This window comes from Nocardiopsis moroccensis (assembly GCF_055763695.1).
In genome coordinates this window covers 1,893,540-1,910,889 of the sequence record NZ_CP199747.1, presented here as the reverse complement: position 1 = coordinate 1,910,889, position 17,350 = coordinate 1,893,540, and the positions used below count along the sequence as shown (strand labels likewise).

The window sequence follows — 17,350 nt, the reverse complement described above, 5'->3', positions numbered from 1 at the left end:
TCCCCCGGAGCCAGAGTCCCGGTTCGGCCACGAACCCTCGTGGCCGAACCCCTGCCCCCCGAACCCCCAACCATTCTCCGCGAAGCGGGAAAAGTGAATTCAGTTCTTTCCTCCCAGGATTTTGAAGAGCATAGTACACGCGGGCCGGGAGTCCCTTTCTTCGACCAGTCGAAGACCTTCCGAAGACTGTGGGAAGGGATCAGGGAGAACTGCGTCCGGGTCATGGACGACGGTAAGTTCTCCCACGGCGCCACGGTCGCCGAACTCGAACGCGCGCTGGAACACCGAACCGGGGCCCGACACGTCGTCGGCGTCAACTCCGGGACCGACGCCCTCGTTCTGCTGCTGCGCGCCGCAGGGCTGTGCCCCGGGGACGAGGTGATCGTCCCCGCCTACACCTTCGTCGCCACCGCCACCGCCGTCGTACACGCCGGCGGCGTCCCTGTCTTCGCCGACATCGAGGAGCGCGGGTACGGCATCGACCCCGCCTCGGCGGCGCGGGTCCTCACCGAGCGCACCCGCATGATCATGCCGGTCCACCTCTTCGACCGGCTCGCCGACATGGAGGGCGTGAACCGGCTCGCCCGCGCGCACGGGCTGACCGTGCTGGAGGACAGCGCGGAGGCCATCGGCATGCGTTCGGGCGGAACCCACGCCGGGCTGCTCAGCACCGGAGGCGTGCTCTCCTTCTTCCCGGCCAAGACGCTGGGGGCCGTCGGTGACGCCGGGGCGATCCTCACCGACGACGACACCGTCGCCGAGACCGCGCGGATGCTGCGCCACCACGGACGCTCCGGGCGCACCCTGGCCGCCTTCCCCGGCATCTCCAACCCCACGGCCGTCACCGGGTGCAACAGCAAGATGGACGACATCCAGGCCGCGGTGCTGCTGGCCAAGCTCACCCGGCTGGACGCCGACATCGAACGCCGGGCCGCCCTGTCGCGCCGCTACGACGAACGGCTGCGCGACCTGCCCGGGGTACGCGCGGTGCCGGGCGGTACCGCGCCCCGCCCCGGAGAGGACCGGGTGGTCTACGTCCACCTCGTCGAGGTGGACGACCGCGACGGCCTGGTGGCCCACCTGACCGCGGCGGGCATCGGCACCGAGGTCTACTACCCGCGCCCGCTGCACCTGCAGCCGTGCTTCGCCCACCTGGGCCACCGGCCGGGCGACCTGCCCCGGGCCGAGGCGGTGTGCCGCTCGGCCGTGGCACTGCCGCTCTACCCCGACCTGGAACCGGAACAGGTCGACCGGGTCTGCGACGAGATCGAACGCTTCCTCACCGGGGGGACCAGGTGACCGTGACCACGGAACGGGCCATCCCGTTCTTCCCGCCCGACCTGTTCGACGGCGACCGCGAGGTCCTGCTGGGCGCCCTGTACGAGGTCGGCACCGACCCCGAACAGAAGTTCATCCTGGGACGCCGCACGGCCCGGTTCGAGGAGGCGATACGCACCCGGCTGGGCGCGGGCGAGGCGGTGGCCTGCTCCAGCGGGACCTCCGCGCTCACCCTGGTTCTGGCGGCCCTGGACCTGGGCCCCGGCCAGGAGGTGATCGTCCCCGCCTTCGGGTGCGCGCCCCTGGCGAGCACCGTCCTGTCCCTGGGCGCCACCCCGGTGTTCGCCGACATCGTCCCGCAGACGATGACCATGGACCCCGAGCACGCCCGGACGCTGGTCAGCGACCGGACCCGGGTGCTGATGCCCGCCCACATGTTCTCCGTCATGGCCGACATGCCGCGCCTGCGCGCCCTGGCCGACCAGGCCGGGGTACGGCTTGTCGAGGACGCGGCGCTGGCCCAGGGAGGCGTGCTCCGGGGCCGCCCCGCCGGGCTGTGGGGCGACGCCGGCGTGTACTCCTTCGTCCAGGTCAAGACCTTCGGTATGCCCGGAGAGGGCGGCGTGGTCCTGTCCGACGACACCGGGATCGCCGACCGGGTGCGGATGCTGCGCAACCACGGCCAGGACGGACGCAACAGGTTCCTCCACCACCGCGTCGGCCACAACAGCCGCTTCGATGAGGTGATGGCCGCCTTCCAACTGCACCGCCTGGCCGGACTGGAGGAGCGCCTCGCCCGCCGCACCGCGATCTGCTCCTACTACTCCGAGCAGTTCCGTGACCTGGCCGGCGCGGGGATCGTCGCACCACCCGTGGGCGGGGACGGCCGCTTCCCCTACGTGTACACGCTCCTGTGCGAGGACCGCGACGGGCTGCGCGACCACTTGGCGGCGGAGGGGATCGACACCCACGTCTACTACCCCAGGATCCTGCCCGAACAGCCCGCCTTCGCCCCGCACGCCCGGCCCGACGGCCACTGGCCCCGGGCACGGGACGCGGCGCGCCGCAACATCTCCCTGCCCCTGTACCCGCACCTGACCGACGCCCACGTCGAGCACGTGGCCGCCGCGGTCCGCGCGTTCGCCTTCGGGAGGCAATCATGACCGACCACATGACCGCACCCCCGGCAGCACCGAGCCCGCCGGCGGCCGCACCGCGCCCCACCCTCGGCGCCTACGCCCGGCTGGCCAAGCTCGACATCGTCGACTACTACATCGGTCTGCCGCTGGTCTTCGCCATGACCCTGCCCCTGCTGGGGCTGCGCGTCCAGAACCTCGGCTTCCTCCTGCTGGTCCTGGTCGCCGAGATCGCCGTGGTGGCCGCGATGGTCGCCTTCGACGACGTCACCGGGTACCGGGACGGCTCCGACGCCGCGAACTACGGCTCCGACGCGGCCCGACGCAGGCTCGCCCGCAAACCCCTGGTCGCGGGCACCCTCACCGAGCCCCAGGCGCTCAACTTCGGGCGTGCGGCGACCGCCGCGAGTGTGCTGCTGTGGGCCCTGGTGGTGGCGCTGGCCCCGCACCGGCCGCTGTGGGCCGTGGCCGGCGCGGCGCTGTGCCTGGTCGCGTCCGTCCAGTACTCCTGGGGGCTGAAGATCAGCTACCGGGGGTTCCAGGAACTCTTCCTCATCGGGTTGGGGGTCGGCTGGGTCCTGGTCCCCTACGGGCTGCTCGTCGGGCAGGTCGACGGGTTCGTCGTCGTCCAGGCGCTGATCTTCGGGGGCGGCCCGATGATCTTCGGCCTGTACTCCAACACCAACGACGCCGACGGGGACCGGGCCGCCGGACGGATCACCGTTGCCGCGCAGGTCTCGTCCCGCACCAACACGGCCTTCATCGTCGCGCTCACCGCGGCGGAGACCCTGCTGGTCACCGGTTCGCACCTGGTCGGTGTCGCCCCATGGTGGTTCCCGGTCGTCCTGCTGCCCGTCATCGCCCTGCGCGCGGCCCAACTGTTCATCGGGTTCGTCCGCGGCGACATCCTGCGCGCCCGCCGCATGGCCATCCACACCCACCGGGTCACGGTGGTGCTGCTCATCGGCGCCAACCTGCTCGTCCCGTTCCTGCCCGGGATGTCGGTGTGAGCGCCCCCGTCGACGTGGCGGTGGTCGGCGCCGGACCCGCCGGGCTCGCCACCGCGCACCTGCTGGCCGCCGCCGGGCACACCGTGCGGGTCCTGGAGGCCGCCGACGCCGTGGGCGGGCGGATGCGCACACTGCGCACGGACGGCCACCTCGTCGACACCGGAGCGGAGATGCTCCCGTCCGCGGACGCCTACCCGGCCACCTGGCGGCTCATCCGCGCCGTGGGCCTGGACGCCGACCCGCGGGCGGTCCCCCTGGTACGCGAGGCCCTGTCGGTGTGGTGGCAGGGGCGGTCCCGCCCGCACGCCGGCCGCCCCCTGGGCCTGCTCACCGGCATGGGCCTGCCCCTGCGCGCCCGCCTGGACCTGGCACGCCTGCAACTGCGGCTGGGCAGGGCCGGGCTGGACCCCGATCGGCCCGAGCGGGCCGCGCTCCCCGAACGGACCGTCGCCGACCTCCTGCAGCACCACCACCCGCACCTGCGCGAACGCCTGCTGGGCCCGCTGGCCTCCGGGTTCTTCGGGTGGCCGGTGGAACGCGCCGCCGCCGCGCCCTTCGCCGCCCACCTCGTCGCCTCCGGCAGCACCGCGACCTGGCGCACCTACCGGGACGGGATGGACACCCTCACCCGGGTGCTGGCGGCCCGGCTCGACGTGCGCACCGACCACCCGGTCACCGGGGTGGACCCCGGCCCCGGCGGGGTGCGCCTGGACTCGCCCAGGGGGGCACTCACCGCCCGGGCGGCCGTCCTGGCCGTACCCGCCCCCGTCGCCGCTCGCCTTCACCCCGGGGCGCCCCCGGCCGAACGCGAGTACCTGACCTCCTGCGGGTACGCGCCGATGCTCCGGCTGTCCCTGATGCTGGACGCACCGCTGTCCCCGCGCGGAGCACGCCGGGGCTTCGCCCACCTGGTGCCCGAGGATCCGCTGCTCGCGGTGGTCACCGTCGACCACGCCAAACACCCCGGCCGGGCGCCCCGGGGGCGGGGGCTGGTCTCCCTGATCGCCACCCCCTCGGGAGCGGAGGAACTGCTCGACGCCCCCGACGACGTGGTGGTCCGGCGCCTGGTGCAAAGGGCCGAACGCGTCCTGCCCGGGGTGGGTGCGCGCGTGCGCGGGGCGATCACCCACCGGTTCCGGCACGGTCTGCCCCTGCCCGAACCCCGGACGCTGGCCGCCCGCTCCGCGTTCGCCGCCCGCACCCCGGCCGCCGTCGACTACGCCGGGGACTGGATCTCACTGCGCCCGTGCAGCGAGGGGGCGGTCACCTCGGCGTTCACGGCCGCCGAACGCGTGTCGGCCTTCCTCGCCGCGAACCGCGAACCGACCCCGATCGAGGCTTGGTAAAGGGATCCCGGGCCTGAAGGCCCGGGCTTTCAACCCCTGTGGTTGGGGGCCGCCTTTACCAGCACCAGCCATCATCAAGGAGGTGACCTCGATGGCTACGTTCCGCGCAGGAGGGCAGACCCACCCTGGCGTGCTTCCTCATCCCGCCCGTCGCCCGCCACCACCCTCAACGGACGCCTCCGGCGCGGTCCTTCTGGCTCTGGAATCGGAGTCAGCAGCGCCCACCGCGAACGGCGGGACCCCGCCCCGGATCGGGCACGAAACGGGACTCCGACACCGCCACCAGGCGGTACCCGGCGCGGACCATGTGCGAGGGGAGACCACCAGCACCTCACCTGATGCCGGTGGCCTCACCCCCAACCCTGTTGGGGAGCAGGGCCGTGAGGCCCACACCAAAAAGAGCGACCCCTACGTCTTCGTCCTGGACAAGAACCACATCCCCCTGCAACCTTGTCCCCCGGCCCGGGCCCGCAAGCTCCTTGCTAAGGGGCGTGCCGTGGTGGCCCGGCACACCCCCTTCACCATCCGCCTCAAGCACCGCGCCGCCGCAGAGTCCGAGGTGGACGGTGTTCAGGTCGGGATCGACCCCGGAAGCAAACACACCGGTATCGCCCTGTTCACCCAGCAGGCGGGTGAGCGCCGGGGCCGGTACAGCATCCAGCTCGACCACCGGGGCTCCCGGATCCGCAAGAAGATGCAACAGCGCTCCGCCTACCGGCGGCGGCGCCGGAGCGCGAACCTGCGCCACCGCGCCCCACGCTTTGCCAACCGCACCCGCCCCCGGGGGTGGTTGGCCCCCTCGCTACGCCACCGGGTGGAGACCACCCTTTCGTGGATGGAGCGGCTCGCCCGGTGGGCACCGGTGAAGGGGGTCCATGTGGAACGGGTCGCCTTCGACACCCACGCCCTGTCCGCCGGGAAACCCTTGGAGGGCGCGGAGTACCAGCAGGGCACCCTGGCCGGGTTCGAGGTGCGCGAGTACCTGCTGGCCAAGTTCGACCGGGCCTGCGTGTACTGCGGAGCCACCAACACACCCCTCAACCTCGACCATGTCCACCCTCGCTCGCGGGGCGGGTCGGACCGGGTGTCCAACCTGGTGCTGGCGTGCGTGCCCTGCAACCAGACCAAAGCAGACCGGCCCGTCGAAGAGTTCGTGACCAGAAAACACACCCTGGCCCGGGTCCTGGCCAGGGCAAAAGCCCCGCTACGGGACGCGGCCGCTGTGCAGTCCACCCGGTGGGCGCTCTGGCACGCGTTGGACCAGCGCCTACCCACCCGTGTGGGATCAGGGGGCCGTACCAAGTTCAACCGCACCCACAACCACCTGCCCAAGACCCACACCCTGGACGCCCTGGCCGTGGGCAAGGTCGAGGCCGTCACGCAGACCGTGGCCCGGGTACTGGTCGCCGGGTGTGCGGGGCGGGGCTCCTACGCACGCACCCGCCCCGACAAGCACGGGTTCCCTCGGCTGCGTCTGCCCCGCACCAAAGGGTTCTACGGGTTCTCCACCGGGGACCTGGTCCGCGCTGTGGTGCCCAAGGGCACGAAGAAGGGGACTCACACCGGGTGGGTCGCGGTGCGTGCCACCGGGAGGTTCAACATCACCACTGCCCAGGGCACCGTCCAGGGCGTCAACCACAAGTATGTGCGTCTGCTCCAGCGGGCGGACGGCTACGCCTACACCTGGAAGAAGGAGGAGGGCGTTTCCTCTCGGCCTTGAAGGACCGGGTTTCCACGTCCAAAAAATCGATGACACTGCTGAGCAAACCCATTCACCTGGGCACCCTCTTCGACGACCTGACCGCGCGCGGGTCCACCACCGCCGTGCGGTTGAGCCGTCCCCTGGACATCGCCCCGGAGGCGGGTGCCGAACTCGACGTGCCCGGAGCCGCGGCCCTGGTGCGCCGGGCCGCCGGATGGTTCGCCGAGGCCGGTGTGCGTTCGGGGGACCGGGTCGCCATCGCCAAACGCAACCACTGGGACTACGTGCTGCTCTCGTGCGCCGCCGCGCGTCTGGGCGCCGTCCCCGCCTCGCTGTCGGCGCACCTGGCCCCGGGCACCCTGGAGGTCCTGCTGCGCCGGTTGGACCCGGCGCTGCTGGTCACCGACACCGACCTGCTCCGGGGCGCGCGGGACGCGGGCCACGACCCCTCGGCGCACGCCCGGCGCACCCTGGTCGTGGCCGGGACCGCCGAGGGCGCGCTCTGCCTCGGCGACGTGCGCGGCGCCGCCGCGCCACCGCCGCGCCGCCCGCACCTGGACGCTCCGCTGGCGATCATGCACACCTCCGGGACCACCGGGGTGCCGAAGCTGGCCGTGCACTCCACCCGCACCATCATGCGCCGGCTGGCGGGGTTCGAATCGCACCGGTGGCCGGTGCTGGGCAGCCGCCGCGACGACACCGTCACCTCCTCGTTCTCCTACGCGCACGGCCGTGCCCTGGCCTGGACCGCGGGGGTGCTGTGGCTGTTCCCCGAAGCGATCTCGGTGATCACCTCGGCGGACTGGTCGGAGGCCGGGCCCGCCCTGCGCCGGCACCGACCCACCACCCTGGAGGCCCAACCCGCTACCCTGGTGCGCTGGCAGCGGCGTCTCGACGAGGCGGGGGAGGGCCTGCGGCGGGTGCGGTTGTTCGTCAGCACCTTCGACGCGATGCACCCCTCCACCGTCCGTGCCTTCCTCGACGCCAGCGAACGCCGCGCCCCGGTGTGGATGCAGGGGTGGGGGCAGAGCGAGACGGGGCCGCTGACCTTCCGTTTCTTCACCCGCCGCTCGCTGGCCCAACGGCAGGGGGTCGAACCCACCACCCGCGACCTGGGGCGCCCGATCCCGGGCCGGGCCCGGCTGCGCGCCGTCGACCCCGGGACCCTGCGCCCCGTCCCGGTGGGCACGCCCGGTCTGCTGTTCTGCCGCACCGACGCCCTGTGTCTGGGCTACGTCGGCGAGGAGGGCCGCTGGCGTGACAAGCTCGTCGGCCAGTGGTGGAGCACCGGCGACATCGGCTCCGTCGACCGCACCGGCAGGGTCCGGCTGGTGGACCGGGAGGTGGACGCCCTGGCCGAGGGCGGCTGCCTGGAGATCGAGGACGTCGTCGACGAACGGCTCCCGCAGGTGCTGGAGTGTGTCGTGCTGGGGGTCGCGGACGGCCCGCCGGTCCCGGTGGTGGCCGTCGAGGACGGGGCCCTGGAACCCGGTGTGTGGAAGGAGGCCGTGTCCGACCTGCCGACGATGGCCGACCCGGTGGTCCTCACCTGGGACGAGCTGCCGCGCACCGGAACCGGGAAGGTCCGACGCAACGCGCTGCGCGAACACCTCGGGCTGCCCGCAGACACCCGCGGGAGGGGGCGGTGGACATGACCGCGACGGTGGTCGCCGCCGCCCCGTTGGCGGGGACCGCGGTGCGGGCCGTGGGCGACACGGTGCCGGTACGGGTCGCGGCGTCCCGGTTGCGGGCGCTGGGCTGCGCGGTCGAGCGGGTGGGCGGCAGACCGCCCGCGGCCGCGTCCGCCGGACGGATCGACCTGGTCACCGGGCCCGCGGGAACAGCCTCTCCGGCCGGGTGCGACCTCGCCTGGTCGCTGCCCTCCCTGCCCCTGGCCGACGAACGCGACGTCCAGGCGGCGTGCGGCCTCGCGTACCTGCACGGACGGGCCCGGGGTGGTCCCCGGTTCCTGCCGGTCGACTACGCGTCGCTGTGCGCGGGGGCACTGGCGGCCCAGGCGGTGGCGGTCGCGGCACTCACCCTGCTGCGCGGAGGACCGGCGCTGCGGGCGTCGGTGTCGGTGGCCGGGGCCGCGCTGCTCGCGGTGGCCCCCTATACCGCCGAGGCCACCGCGACCCGAGGGACGCCGCCGTCCCCGGGGCCGGGGGAGCCGCCGCCGTTCCGGTCCGCCGACGGTGTCCGCTTCGAGATCGAGACCCTCGACCCCGAGGCGTGGCTGCGGTTCTGGGAGGCGCTGGGCGCGCCCACGGCCGCGATCGCCGCCGGATGGGCGCCGTTCCAACGCCGGTTCGCCACCGCGGTGTGCCCGCTGCCTGCGGCACTGTTCGTGGCCCTGGCGTCCGTGCCTTTCACGGCCGTGCGCGACCTCGCCCGGGAACACGGTGTGGGCGCGGTCCCCCTGCGCCCGCTGGCCGAGGTCACCGATGGGACCGCGGAGCCTCCGCGGCGCCTCCGCGGCCTCGACGCGCCGCCGGGACCGGACCTGCCGCCGTGGTCGGCCACGGGCCCCGGGCCCCTGGCCGGACTGCGGGTGGTGGAGGCCACCAACCGGGTCCAGGGACCCCTGGCCGGACTGCTGCTGACCCTGCTGGGCGCCGACACGGTGCGCGTCGAACCGCCGGGCGGCGATCCCATGCGCGGCGTCCCGCCCCTGGCCGGCGGTCTCTCGGCCCGCTTCGCCGCGTTCAACCGGGGCAAGGAGGCGGTCGAGCACGACCTCAGGACCGTCGGGGGCCGCCGTGCGGCGGCCGACCTGGCCTCCGACGGCCACGTCCTGCTCTACAACTGGCCGCCCGGCCGGGCCGAACGGTTCGGCCTGGGCGTGGACGACCTCACCGACCGCGCCCCGGGCCTGGTGCACGTCCACGCCGACGGGTGGGCCGGTGCGGAGCCCTCTCCCGGGGTTCCCGCCACCGACTTCCTGGTCCAGGCCGACGGGGGGATCGCCGACCTGCTGTTCGACGGTGTCACGGACCCGGCGCCCTCCCTGGTCACCCTCACCGACGTCCTCGGCGGGCTCCTCGCCGCCGAGGCGGCCCTGGCCGGTCTGCTGCTGCGCTCCCGTACGGGCGCCGGCGCGAGCGGCCGGACCGCGCTGGCCGACGCAGCCCGCCTGCTGCGTCAGGTCGGGCGCGGCACAGCACACCGGCCCCGGGCCGGCACGGCGCCGGTCGCGGACCCGGCGTCGGTGGCCCGGACCTTCCCGGAGGCCTTCACCAGGGTCCACGGGGCGGACCTGCCCCGGGCGCCGTGGACGTTCGTCCCCCTGACCGAGGAGGGCCGCTGATGACCTGGACCTCCTCCGCTGGGCTGTCCCTGACCGACCTGGTCCCCGCCGACCTGCGCTCCCGCTGGGTCCGGGAGGGGTTGTGCCCGGGCCTGGACCTGTACTCCCTCTTCCTGGAGCGGGTACGCGAGGACCCCGGGCACGAAGCGGTCGTGGACGGGCGCGGCAGCCTGGACCGCACCGCTCTGGCCGCGCGGGTCCGACGGGCCGCCGCCGCACTGGCCGCCCACGGGTGCGGTGAACGCGACGTCATCGGGGTGCTGCTGCCCGACGGCCGGGATGCGGTCGCCGTCGAACTCGCCGTCGCCGCCCTGGGCGCGGTCGCCCTGCCCGTCCCACACGGGCGCCCTCGCGCCGACGTGCGCTCCCTGCTGGGGCGCTCACGCGCCGCGCTGGTGGTCACCGACCCCTCCCGCGCGGACGACGTCGAGGGCACCCCGGCCCTGGTCGTGGACACCGTGTCCCTGGACCCCGGCGGCCTGTTCGCGCACACGGGCGTGCCCGAACCCGTGCGCCCCGACCCGGAGTCGCCCGCCCGCTTCCTCGTCTCCTCCGGTTCGGAGGGGCAGCCGACGATGGTCGCCTACTCCCACAACGCGATGGCCGGGGGACGGGGCAACTACGTGGGGGCGCTGCTCGCGGGCCCCGGTCCCGCACGCGCCCTCGTGCTGGTCCCGCTCGCCTCGTCCTTCGGCTCGCTGGGCATCGTGGCGCTGGTCCGGCACGGGGCGACCCTGATCGTCCCGGGGCGGTTCGACCCCGTGGCCGCCCTGCGCGCCGTCGAACGCCACCGTCCCACCCACCTGGTCGGCGTGCCCACCATGCTGCGCCGCGTCGCCCTGGCGCGGGAGGGGGCCGACGTCTCGTCGCTGCGGATGCTCGTGGCCAGCGGGGCGCCCCTGCACCGGGAGGTCCGCGACCTGTGCGCGCGGCGTTTCGACCGACCGGTGGTCAACGTCTACGGCTCCACCGACGGGGTCAACTGCCACACCGGGCATGATCCCGGCGCCTGGGAGCCGGGCATGGCCGGCCGTCCGGACCCGGCCGTCACCGACATCCGGGTGTGCGATCCGCTGGGGCGGCCCCTGCCGGACGGGGAGGTCGGGGAGATCCGGGCGCGGGGCCCGATGACGCCCCTGTGCCATGTGGCCGACCCCGGCCTGGATACGGCGCGGCGCGACTCCGGCGGGTGGGTGCGCACCGGCGACGCCGGCCGCCTGGACGCCGACGGCGTGCTGTGGGTCGTGGACCGGATGAGGCGCACGGTGGTCCGGGGCGGGGTCAACCTCTTCCCGGCCGAGGTGGAACGCGCCCTGAACGCCCACCCGGCGCTGGGCGAGGCCCAGTGCGTGCCCGTGCCCGACCCGGACCTGGGGGAGCGCATGTGCGCCTGTGTGTGCCCGCTGCCGGGGGTGGACCCGCCCTCGCCCCGGGAGCTGATCTCGCATCTGCGTGAGGGGCACGGCGTGGACACGCGCGCCCTGCCCGAACACGTGGTGTTCCTGCCCGCGCTGCCGCTCGGCCCCACCGGGAAGGTGTGCACCACCACCCTGTCCCGGATGGCGGCCGAGGCGGTCGGCGACCGACCGAACGCACTCCCAGGAGGCTCCTGATGACGGACACCGCCACCGCGGATCCCGGCTACGTCTTCGACAACCACAACGAGAACGCCCGGGACCAGCACCGGTTCCTGGCCGCCGCATACGACCCGCTGACCACCCGCAGACTGGACGGGGCCGGAGTCGGGCCGGGATGGCGCTGCCTGGAGGTGGGCGCGGGCGGCGGAGGTGTCGCCCACTGGCTGGCCCGCCGGGTCGCCCCCGGCGGCTCCGTGGTCGCCACCGACGTCAAGCCCGACCACATCGCCCCTGCCGAGGGGTTGCAGGTGTGGCGGCACGACGTCACCAGCGACCCCCTGCCGGAGGCGGAGTTCGATCTGGTGCACTCCCGTCTGGTACTGCTGCACCTGCCCGAGCGGATCGAGGTCCTGAACCGGTTGGTGCGCGCCCTCAAACCGGGCGGGGTGCTGCAGTTGGACGAGTTCGACATCACCTACGGCCCGTCGCTGCTCATGCCGGACCCGGGGGCCCAGGAGCTGTACGAGGAGTTCCTGGCGGCCAAGATCCGGGTGATGTCCCGTGCGGGGGCCGACCCGGCGTGGGGGCGCCACGCGGCCGGGGCGATGCGCCGCGCGGGCCTGGTGGACGTCGACCCGCAGCCGCACGTGGAGCTCTGGGACGCCGGTTCCCCGGGGGTCCACCTCATCGCGCACCACACCCGCCACCTGCGGGACGCGTTCGTGCGGGAGGGGATGACCGACGAGCGACTGGCCCGGGTACGTGATCTGCTGGCCGACCCCTCGTTCCGGGCCTGCTCCTGCGTGGTCTACTCGGTCCAGGGACGCCGCCCCGAGTGAACCCCGCCCCCGGCGAGGCCTGTAGTGAGTCCCCGCCGGGGGAGGGGCCGGCGAGGTCAGCGCACCGGCGGGGCCATGCCGGTACCGACCCCCAGCCGGTTGTAGAGGTTGATGAGGGAGACGGCGGTGATGAGCGCGGCCGTCTCCCGTTCGGACAGGTGCGCGGCGGCCGCGGAGTAGACGTCGTCGGGCAGTCCGGCCTCACCGACCCGGGTCAGGGCGTCCACGAGCGCCAGTGCGGCGCGTTCGGCCTCGGTGAAGTGCGACCCGGCCTCGCGCCAGGCCGACACGAGGGCGATGCGCTGCGGTGACATCCCGTCCGTGAGGGCCTGGTGGGTGTGCAGGTCCACGCAGAAGGCGCAGCCGTTGAGGACGGAGGCGCGGATCTTGACCAGGGTGTGCAGGTCCCCGTCGAGGGCGGTGTCCACCACGGCGCTGAGCCGGGCCAGTTCGGTGTACGCCTCGGGCAGATGCTGTGCGATCTGTACGCGGGCCGTGCCCATGGTTCGTCCTCGGTGTCGTACGCGTCCGGACACGGGGTGCCCGCTGAACACCGGAAAAATACCAAGGGTCACCGGGCCGGTGCTGTGGGTTTCCGAATGGTCGTCCTGGCGGTGATGGGTCCCGATTTGGCCTGGGGGTGAGCCCCTTTCGCCCGTGGGAACACGTACGGACCGGCAAAGGGGGCGGTGGCCTCTTGCCGGTGCGGCGGCGGCCCCAGCAGGATGGGGGTGTCCGCGCCCCGGGTCGGGGCGTACCGGAGAGCAGGGAGCGACACCTTGGGTCCCATCACGTCCAGTACCGTCGACGACGTCCTTCGGCGCAGCGCGGCCAGGGCCCCCGGGAGCACCGCGCTGGTCTTCGCGGACCGGGAGTGGACCTACGCCGGTCTGGACGACGCCGTCACCCGGGCCGCCGCCCGGCTGCTCGGGCTGGGCGCGGTCAAGGGCGACCGGGTCGCCGCCTACGGGCGCAACTCCGACGCCTACCTCATCGGCTACCTGGCCTGCGCCAGGGCCGGGTTGGTGCACGTGCCGGTCAACTTCGCCCTCCAGGGCGGGGAACTGGCCTACCTCCTGGAACAGTCCGGCAGCACCGTGGTGCTGGCCGACCCCGCACTGCGCTCGGCGGTGGACGCCCTGCGCGCCGAGACCGGGGTGGAGCAGGTCCTGGAGTTGCGTGACGGCCCGGGGTCGCTGTTGGCCGAGGCATCGGAGGGGCCGGTGCCCGAGCTGGCCGTGGAGGTGGCCGACACCGACCTGGTCCAGTTGCTCTACACCTCGGGCACGACCTCCCGGCCCAAGGGCGCGATGATGACCCATCGGGCCCTGGTGCACGAGTACCTGTCCTGCCTGGTGGGGCTGGACCTGGACCCCGGCGACAATCCGCTGCACGCGATGCCGCTCTACCACAGTGCCCAGATGCACGTCTTCCTCATGCCGTGGCTGGCGGTGGGCGCCCGCAACACCCTGGTGGAGGCACCGGACCCCGCCGACCTGCTGCGTCGGATCGAGGCCGAGGGGCACGGGGCGTTCTTCGCCGCGCCGACCCTGTGGGTGGCCCTGGCCAACCACCCCGAGTTCGCCGACCGCGACCTGTCGAGCCTGCGCAAGGCCTACTACGGGGCCTCGGTCATGCCCGGACCGGTCCTGACAAAGCTCCGGGAAGCCCTCCCCGAACTGGGGTTCTACAACTGCTTCGGGCAGTTACAGAAACTTGCCCTAGACGACCCATCAACCCAACCAGCGATCAAGCAAAACCCCAGTAAAACCGGGGCTTCACGCCACTCTACCCCGACCCGCCGCCTGGAGTCGAGGCTTCGCATCTGGAGCGGATCTGGAGCCGACCCCTTCCCGCCGCCCCAGCAAACCCCGAAGAACAGACACCGACGACTCCACCCCCATCTGTCGACGCTGCTCAAGAGCCCCCTCCCACACCCCTGACAGCCCCACCTTCAAGTGGTCCCGCATCACCTCTGTCGGATGTGAATAACGCCCCGAAACCGTGTGATCCCGATGCCCCATCCGCTCATCCATGAGCGGCTTCGGTGTCCCCAACTCCTCCATAAGGGTCTTGTGGGAGTGCCTCAGCCCATGCGGAGTCAGATCCGGGGCCAGGGGAGCCCAGCACGCCACAGCCGCCTCAGCGCGCTCCTCGCCCACGCGGGCACTGTCCCAGTCAAATGGGCCTGGAGTGCCGCCGTCTTCCCGGAGTGACTGATACACAGGCCGCTCACCGCCCATCCCCGGGTAGAACCGCCCCCACGCAGCCGGATACAGCAGCCGGTATCGAAACGCGGTCTGGTCCCAGTGGTGCCACACGTCCCCAGCGAACAGATGAACCCCAGGCTTGTGCCGGTTCTCCTCAGGCACCTCATCACCGCAGGGACACCACTGGGCCTCATCGGGCACATCGTGATGGGCGACCTGGCGGGCCTGCAGGCGCCACAGCTCCAGGAGGAAATCTGGGATGTCGATCGTGCGTCGGGAGTCGAACTTCGGACCCTTGGAGTAGAACACCTTGGTCCTGCGGCCACGGGACAGCTGCTTCTGGAGCCGGTATTTACCACTGACGGAACCCAGCTCAACGGCCATCGCCTCCGAGATGCGCATCCCGGTGTAGTACATCGATGTGAGGAGGATGAACTCGTCGTCGCGGCCCGTGAGTACGGCCGCCCGTTCAGCGAGGAGCAGCGCAGTCAGGGGGTTCACGATCACTGCGGGCCGGGTCGATGTCTCACGGCGGGCGGCGAATTTCCCCCGGTTGCGGCGCGACACAGCAGGGTTGCGGTGCATGAGGCCAGCATCGACAGCATCAGCGCACAGGGTCCCGAGGAGGCTGACGATTCCGGTGGCGGTCCGGTAGGTGTACCCAGCATCATGGAGACTCTTGGACCAGGCTTTGATCTTCGCGTCTGAGGTGGCTAGCTCTCTCATCCGCACCTCACCCCACCTGGGGAGGATGTGGTTGATGAGGGAGCTCTTGTAGCCCAGCAGGGTGTTCAGCTCCAGGTCGAGGCCTGCGTACCACTCTTCCACCCAGTCGCGCACGAGCATCTGCGAGGCGTCCTCGCGGGCACTACCGCGGCGGGAGGCCTCAACCTCTTGTTCTTTGGCGTAGTCGAGAGCCTTCTTCTTGGTGGGAAAGCCGGATTGCTTCTCGGGTTTCCCTGCGGCGTTTTTCCAGCATGCGCGCCAGGACTTCACCAGCTTCTCGGCGTAGGCCATCGATCTCCTCCGGGGGTCAGGGTTCCAGTGTGCCCTGCGGGGGCGACGTTGGGGAGGGATAGCGAAGCCCCGACCACACCGGTCGGGGCTGGGTGTTGCTATGCCCTGTGGCGGGCGAGTTGTGGCGGGATGATCCCTGGTGCGACGGTGAGGTTAGCGAGGGGGCCGAGGGCTGCGATGGGGTCGGCGCGGACCTGGTCGATGGGGGTGGTGATTCCCCATACGGCGCAGACCGCGGCGAGGAGGTCGTTTTCGAGTACGGCGAGGAGGTCGGTTGCGGTCTCGTGTGTGCTGGTGCCGATGCCGAGGGTGAGGACTACTTCGTCGAGGGTGTCGAGGCGGGTGGCTGCGGTGCCGTGGGGTAGGTGGGCGAGCTGGGCGGCTAGTGGGATCCCGTCTGGGCCTGGTGTTCTCACGTAGACCTCGCTGTCTGCGGGCCCCGGGGGAAGGATCGGAGCGTGTTCAGTTTGTGGGATGTGACTGTACGTGGTGTTTTACCTGTCCGTAAAGGTGGACACACCGGACGGGAAGGTAAATTTTCAACCACTCAGCCAGTAGAAACGGGCGTTTCCGGCGTTTTGGGCATGAGAAAAGACGACCCGAAGGCCGTCACGGAAAGTAAGAGTCCGGGTTCTGGTTACTCCGTGGGACGCCCCCGGACGCCCCACGGTTCACATCTGTGTGACCTCCACGGCGACCCGAACACGCCGCACTGCCTCCTCTAGGGAGAGACCGTCGGGCATCGGGATCCGGTACACCAAAGGCGGTGTGGCCGAGTGAACGGTGTACACGTACAGGATGCGGCCCTCATCTGAGGGCCACCCGGACAGCTCCTCGTCCTCGCGCAGAGGGGTGACCCCGCGTAGATGAATCCGGGGCTCACCTGTCTCCGCGAGTGCGGGCCCGGGCCGGCGGGGGAGCCGGGCGATATCTCGTGGGGCGATACGAGGTTCGCCGCCAGCGAGGACGGCATCCACGGATCCGGCAGCCCACCCTATGGCTGACTCGATGCGCAGCAGGGTTTTGCGGCTGACCTTCTTGCCGGTGCGTGCCTTGGAGAGGGTTTCGGTGCTGACTCCGATGGCGTCGGCTGCGGTGTTGTAGTCGGGCCACAGGTCAGCGATGCGGGCGTCGATGGCGTCGCCGAGGTGTTTGGGGTTGGGGCTCATGAGGTTCACGGTACAAAGTTCTCCAATCTAATCCCAGCGAATCCAAGCACCCTTTGCTGAGGCTTGCCTATCCCCAAAAGGTCACAGATTGCTATCGGGTTGAACCCGCGTGTGAACCTGCGAGCACATCTGCACGTGCACGATCCCAAAATTTCCCAAAGTTACCTGCCGGTACTACTCCAAAGTTCTCCAACTTTGGATTACCTTGGGGTCATGCGCAACCTCGAAGTCGACGGAGCCAAGCTCCGCACCGCACGTGAGGCCGCCGGGATGACCGTCGCTGACCTCGCAAAAAAGGCGCACTGCACGGCCTGGAACATCTACCGCGTCGAGCAGGGCAACGGCCAACCCTCCGCGAAGGTCTACGGGCTCATCAAGCGGGCCCTCAAGGCCACAGACGCAGATCTGCTCGTCAACGAGGAGACCGCCGCATGAACGAACCGCTGATGCACACGCTCCCCGAAGCGGCCGCGAAGCTCCAGCTCAACGAGCGCTACCTCCAGCGCCGGTGCCAGAAGAACGAACTCCCCCACATCTGGGTGGCTCGTCAGTACCGGTTCACCGACGGGCATCTCGAAGAGATCATCCGTCAGCTCGAAGCGGAGACACCGCGCAAGTCGATGGTGAGGCCGGGGTTGGGCGAAGTCACACCGCTCAAACCGCGCACCCCGCGGGGTCCGAACCGGCGCCGCAAGAGCGCCTGACCCCCGCACATGAAAAGAGCCCCCGCCCGGATTGCGCCCGGACGAGGGCGATGGC

General features: G+C 71.9%; 15 protein-coding genes and 1 pseudogene. 12 read left to right on the top strand and 4 right to left on the bottom strand.

Going from position 1 to position 17,350, the window contains the following annotated elements; translation table 11 throughout:
• Positions 1–39: 39 nt before the first annotated feature.
• The 9 genes from ACUKCB_RS08570 (at position 40) to ACUKCB_RS08530 (ending at position 12,195) form a co-directional block, all read left to right on the top strand.
• A complete protein-coding gene (locus ACUKCB_RS08570) occupies positions 40–1,299 on the top strand; it encodes a DegT/DnrJ/EryC1/StrS family aminotransferase (protein ID WP_473039975.1) in 1,260 nt (419 codons plus the stop codon).
• Positions 1,296–2,441: a DegT/DnrJ/EryC1/StrS family aminotransferase gene (locus tag ACUKCB_RS08565; RefSeq protein WP_473039974.1), complete on the top strand. Its 1,146-nt coding sequence runs from the start codon at positions 1,296–1,298 to the stop codon at positions 2,439–2,441. The genes ACUKCB_RS08570 and ACUKCB_RS08565 overlap by 4 nt, the downstream gene beginning before the upstream one ends.
• On the top strand, positions 2,438–3,424 hold the full coding sequence (locus ACUKCB_RS08560; RefSeq protein ID WP_473039973.1) for a UbiA family prenyltransferase: 987 nt from the start codon (positions 2,438–2,440) through the stop codon (positions 3,422–3,424). The genes ACUKCB_RS08565 and ACUKCB_RS08560 overlap by 4 nt, the downstream gene beginning before the upstream one ends.
• Positions 3,421–4,770 (top strand): protoporphyrinogen/coproporphyrinogen oxidase, encoded by a 1,350-nt coding sequence (locus ACUKCB_RS08555; RefSeq protein WP_473039972.1) that lies wholly within the window; start codon positions 3,421–3,423, stop codon positions 4,768–4,770. The genes ACUKCB_RS08560 and ACUKCB_RS08555 overlap by 4 nt, the downstream gene beginning before the upstream one ends.
• 307 nt (positions 4,771–5,077) lie before the next feature.
• Positions 5,078–6,490 (top strand): RNA-guided endonuclease IscB, encoded by a 1,413-nt coding sequence (gene iscB / locus ACUKCB_RS08550; RefSeq protein WP_473039970.1) that lies wholly within the window; start codon positions 5,078–5,080, stop codon positions 6,488–6,490.
• A 29-nt stretch (positions 6,491–6,519) separates the two neighbouring features.
• A complete protein-coding gene (locus ACUKCB_RS08545; RefSeq protein ID WP_473039969.1) occupies positions 6,520–8,127 on the top strand; it encodes a class I adenylate-forming enzyme family protein in 1,608 nt (535 codons plus the stop codon).
• A complete protein-coding gene (locus ACUKCB_RS08540) occupies positions 8,124–9,779 on the top strand; it encodes a CoA transferase (RefSeq protein ID WP_473039968.1) in 1,656 nt (551 codons plus the stop codon). Before ACUKCB_RS08545 ends, ACUKCB_RS08540 begins: the two co-directional genes overlap by 4 nt.
• Positions 9,779–11,392, top strand: coding sequence for a class I adenylate-forming enzyme family protein (locus tag ACUKCB_RS08535; RefSeq protein WP_473039967.1), 1,614 nt, complete (start codon positions 9,779–9,781; stop codon positions 11,390–11,392). The genes ACUKCB_RS08540 and ACUKCB_RS08535 overlap by 1 nt, the downstream gene beginning before the upstream one ends.
• A complete protein-coding gene (locus ACUKCB_RS08530; RefSeq protein ID WP_473039966.1) occupies positions 11,392–12,195 on the top strand; it encodes a class I SAM-dependent methyltransferase in 804 nt (267 codons plus the stop codon). The genes ACUKCB_RS08535 and ACUKCB_RS08530 overlap by 1 nt, the downstream gene beginning before the upstream one ends.
• A gap of 56 nt (positions 12,196–12,251) precedes the next feature.
• Here the strand turns inward: ACUKCB_RS08530 and ACUKCB_RS08525 are convergent, their stop codons facing one another.
• A complete protein-coding gene (locus ACUKCB_RS08525) occupies positions 12,252–12,698 on the bottom strand; it encodes a carboxymuconolactone decarboxylase family protein (protein WP_473039965.1) in 447 nt (148 codons plus the stop codon).
• A gap of 276 nt (positions 12,699–12,974) precedes the next feature.
• Between ACUKCB_RS08525 and ACUKCB_RS08520 the strand changes: the two are divergent.
• Positions 12,975–13,901 (top strand): annotated as a pseudogene (locus ACUKCB_RS08520) (AMP-binding protein); the annotation flags it as partial.
• A 72-nt stretch (positions 13,902–13,973) separates the two neighbouring features.
• On the opposite strand, the gene ACUKCB_RS08515 reads toward ACUKCB_RS08520, so the two are convergent.
• From ACUKCB_RS08515 to ACUKCB_RS08505, 3 genes are all read right to left on the bottom strand, one after another.
• On the bottom strand, positions 13,974–15,422 hold the full coding sequence (locus ACUKCB_RS08515) for a tyrosine-type recombinase/integrase (RefSeq protein WP_473039964.1): 1,449 nt from the start codon (positions 15,420–15,422) through the stop codon (positions 13,974–13,976).
• A gap of 98 nt (positions 15,423–15,520) precedes the next feature.
• Positions 15,521–15,838, bottom strand: a complete 318-nt coding sequence (locus ACUKCB_RS08510; protein WP_473039963.1) for a hypothetical protein — start codon at positions 15,836–15,838, stop codon at positions 15,521–15,523.
• A 255-nt stretch (positions 15,839–16,093) separates the two neighbouring features.
• Complete coding sequence (locus ACUKCB_RS08505) at positions 16,094–16,591, bottom strand: hypothetical protein (RefSeq protein ID WP_473039962.1); 498 nt, start codon at positions 16,589–16,591, stop codon at positions 16,094–16,096.
• Between the two features lie 213 nt (positions 16,592–16,804).
• Here ACUKCB_RS08505 and ACUKCB_RS08500 point away from each other — a divergent pair, with 213 nt between their 5' ends.
• Complete coding sequence (locus ACUKCB_RS08500) at positions 16,805–17,026, top strand: helix-turn-helix domain-containing protein (protein ID WP_473039961.1); 222 nt, start codon at positions 16,805–16,807, stop codon at positions 17,024–17,026.
• Entirely contained in the window at positions 17,023–17,295 is a 273-nt protein-coding gene (locus ACUKCB_RS08495) for a helix-turn-helix domain-containing protein (protein ID WP_473039959.1), read from the top strand. The genes ACUKCB_RS08500 and ACUKCB_RS08495 overlap by 4 nt, the downstream gene beginning before the upstream one ends.
• Positions 17,296–17,350: the final 55 nt, after the last annotated feature.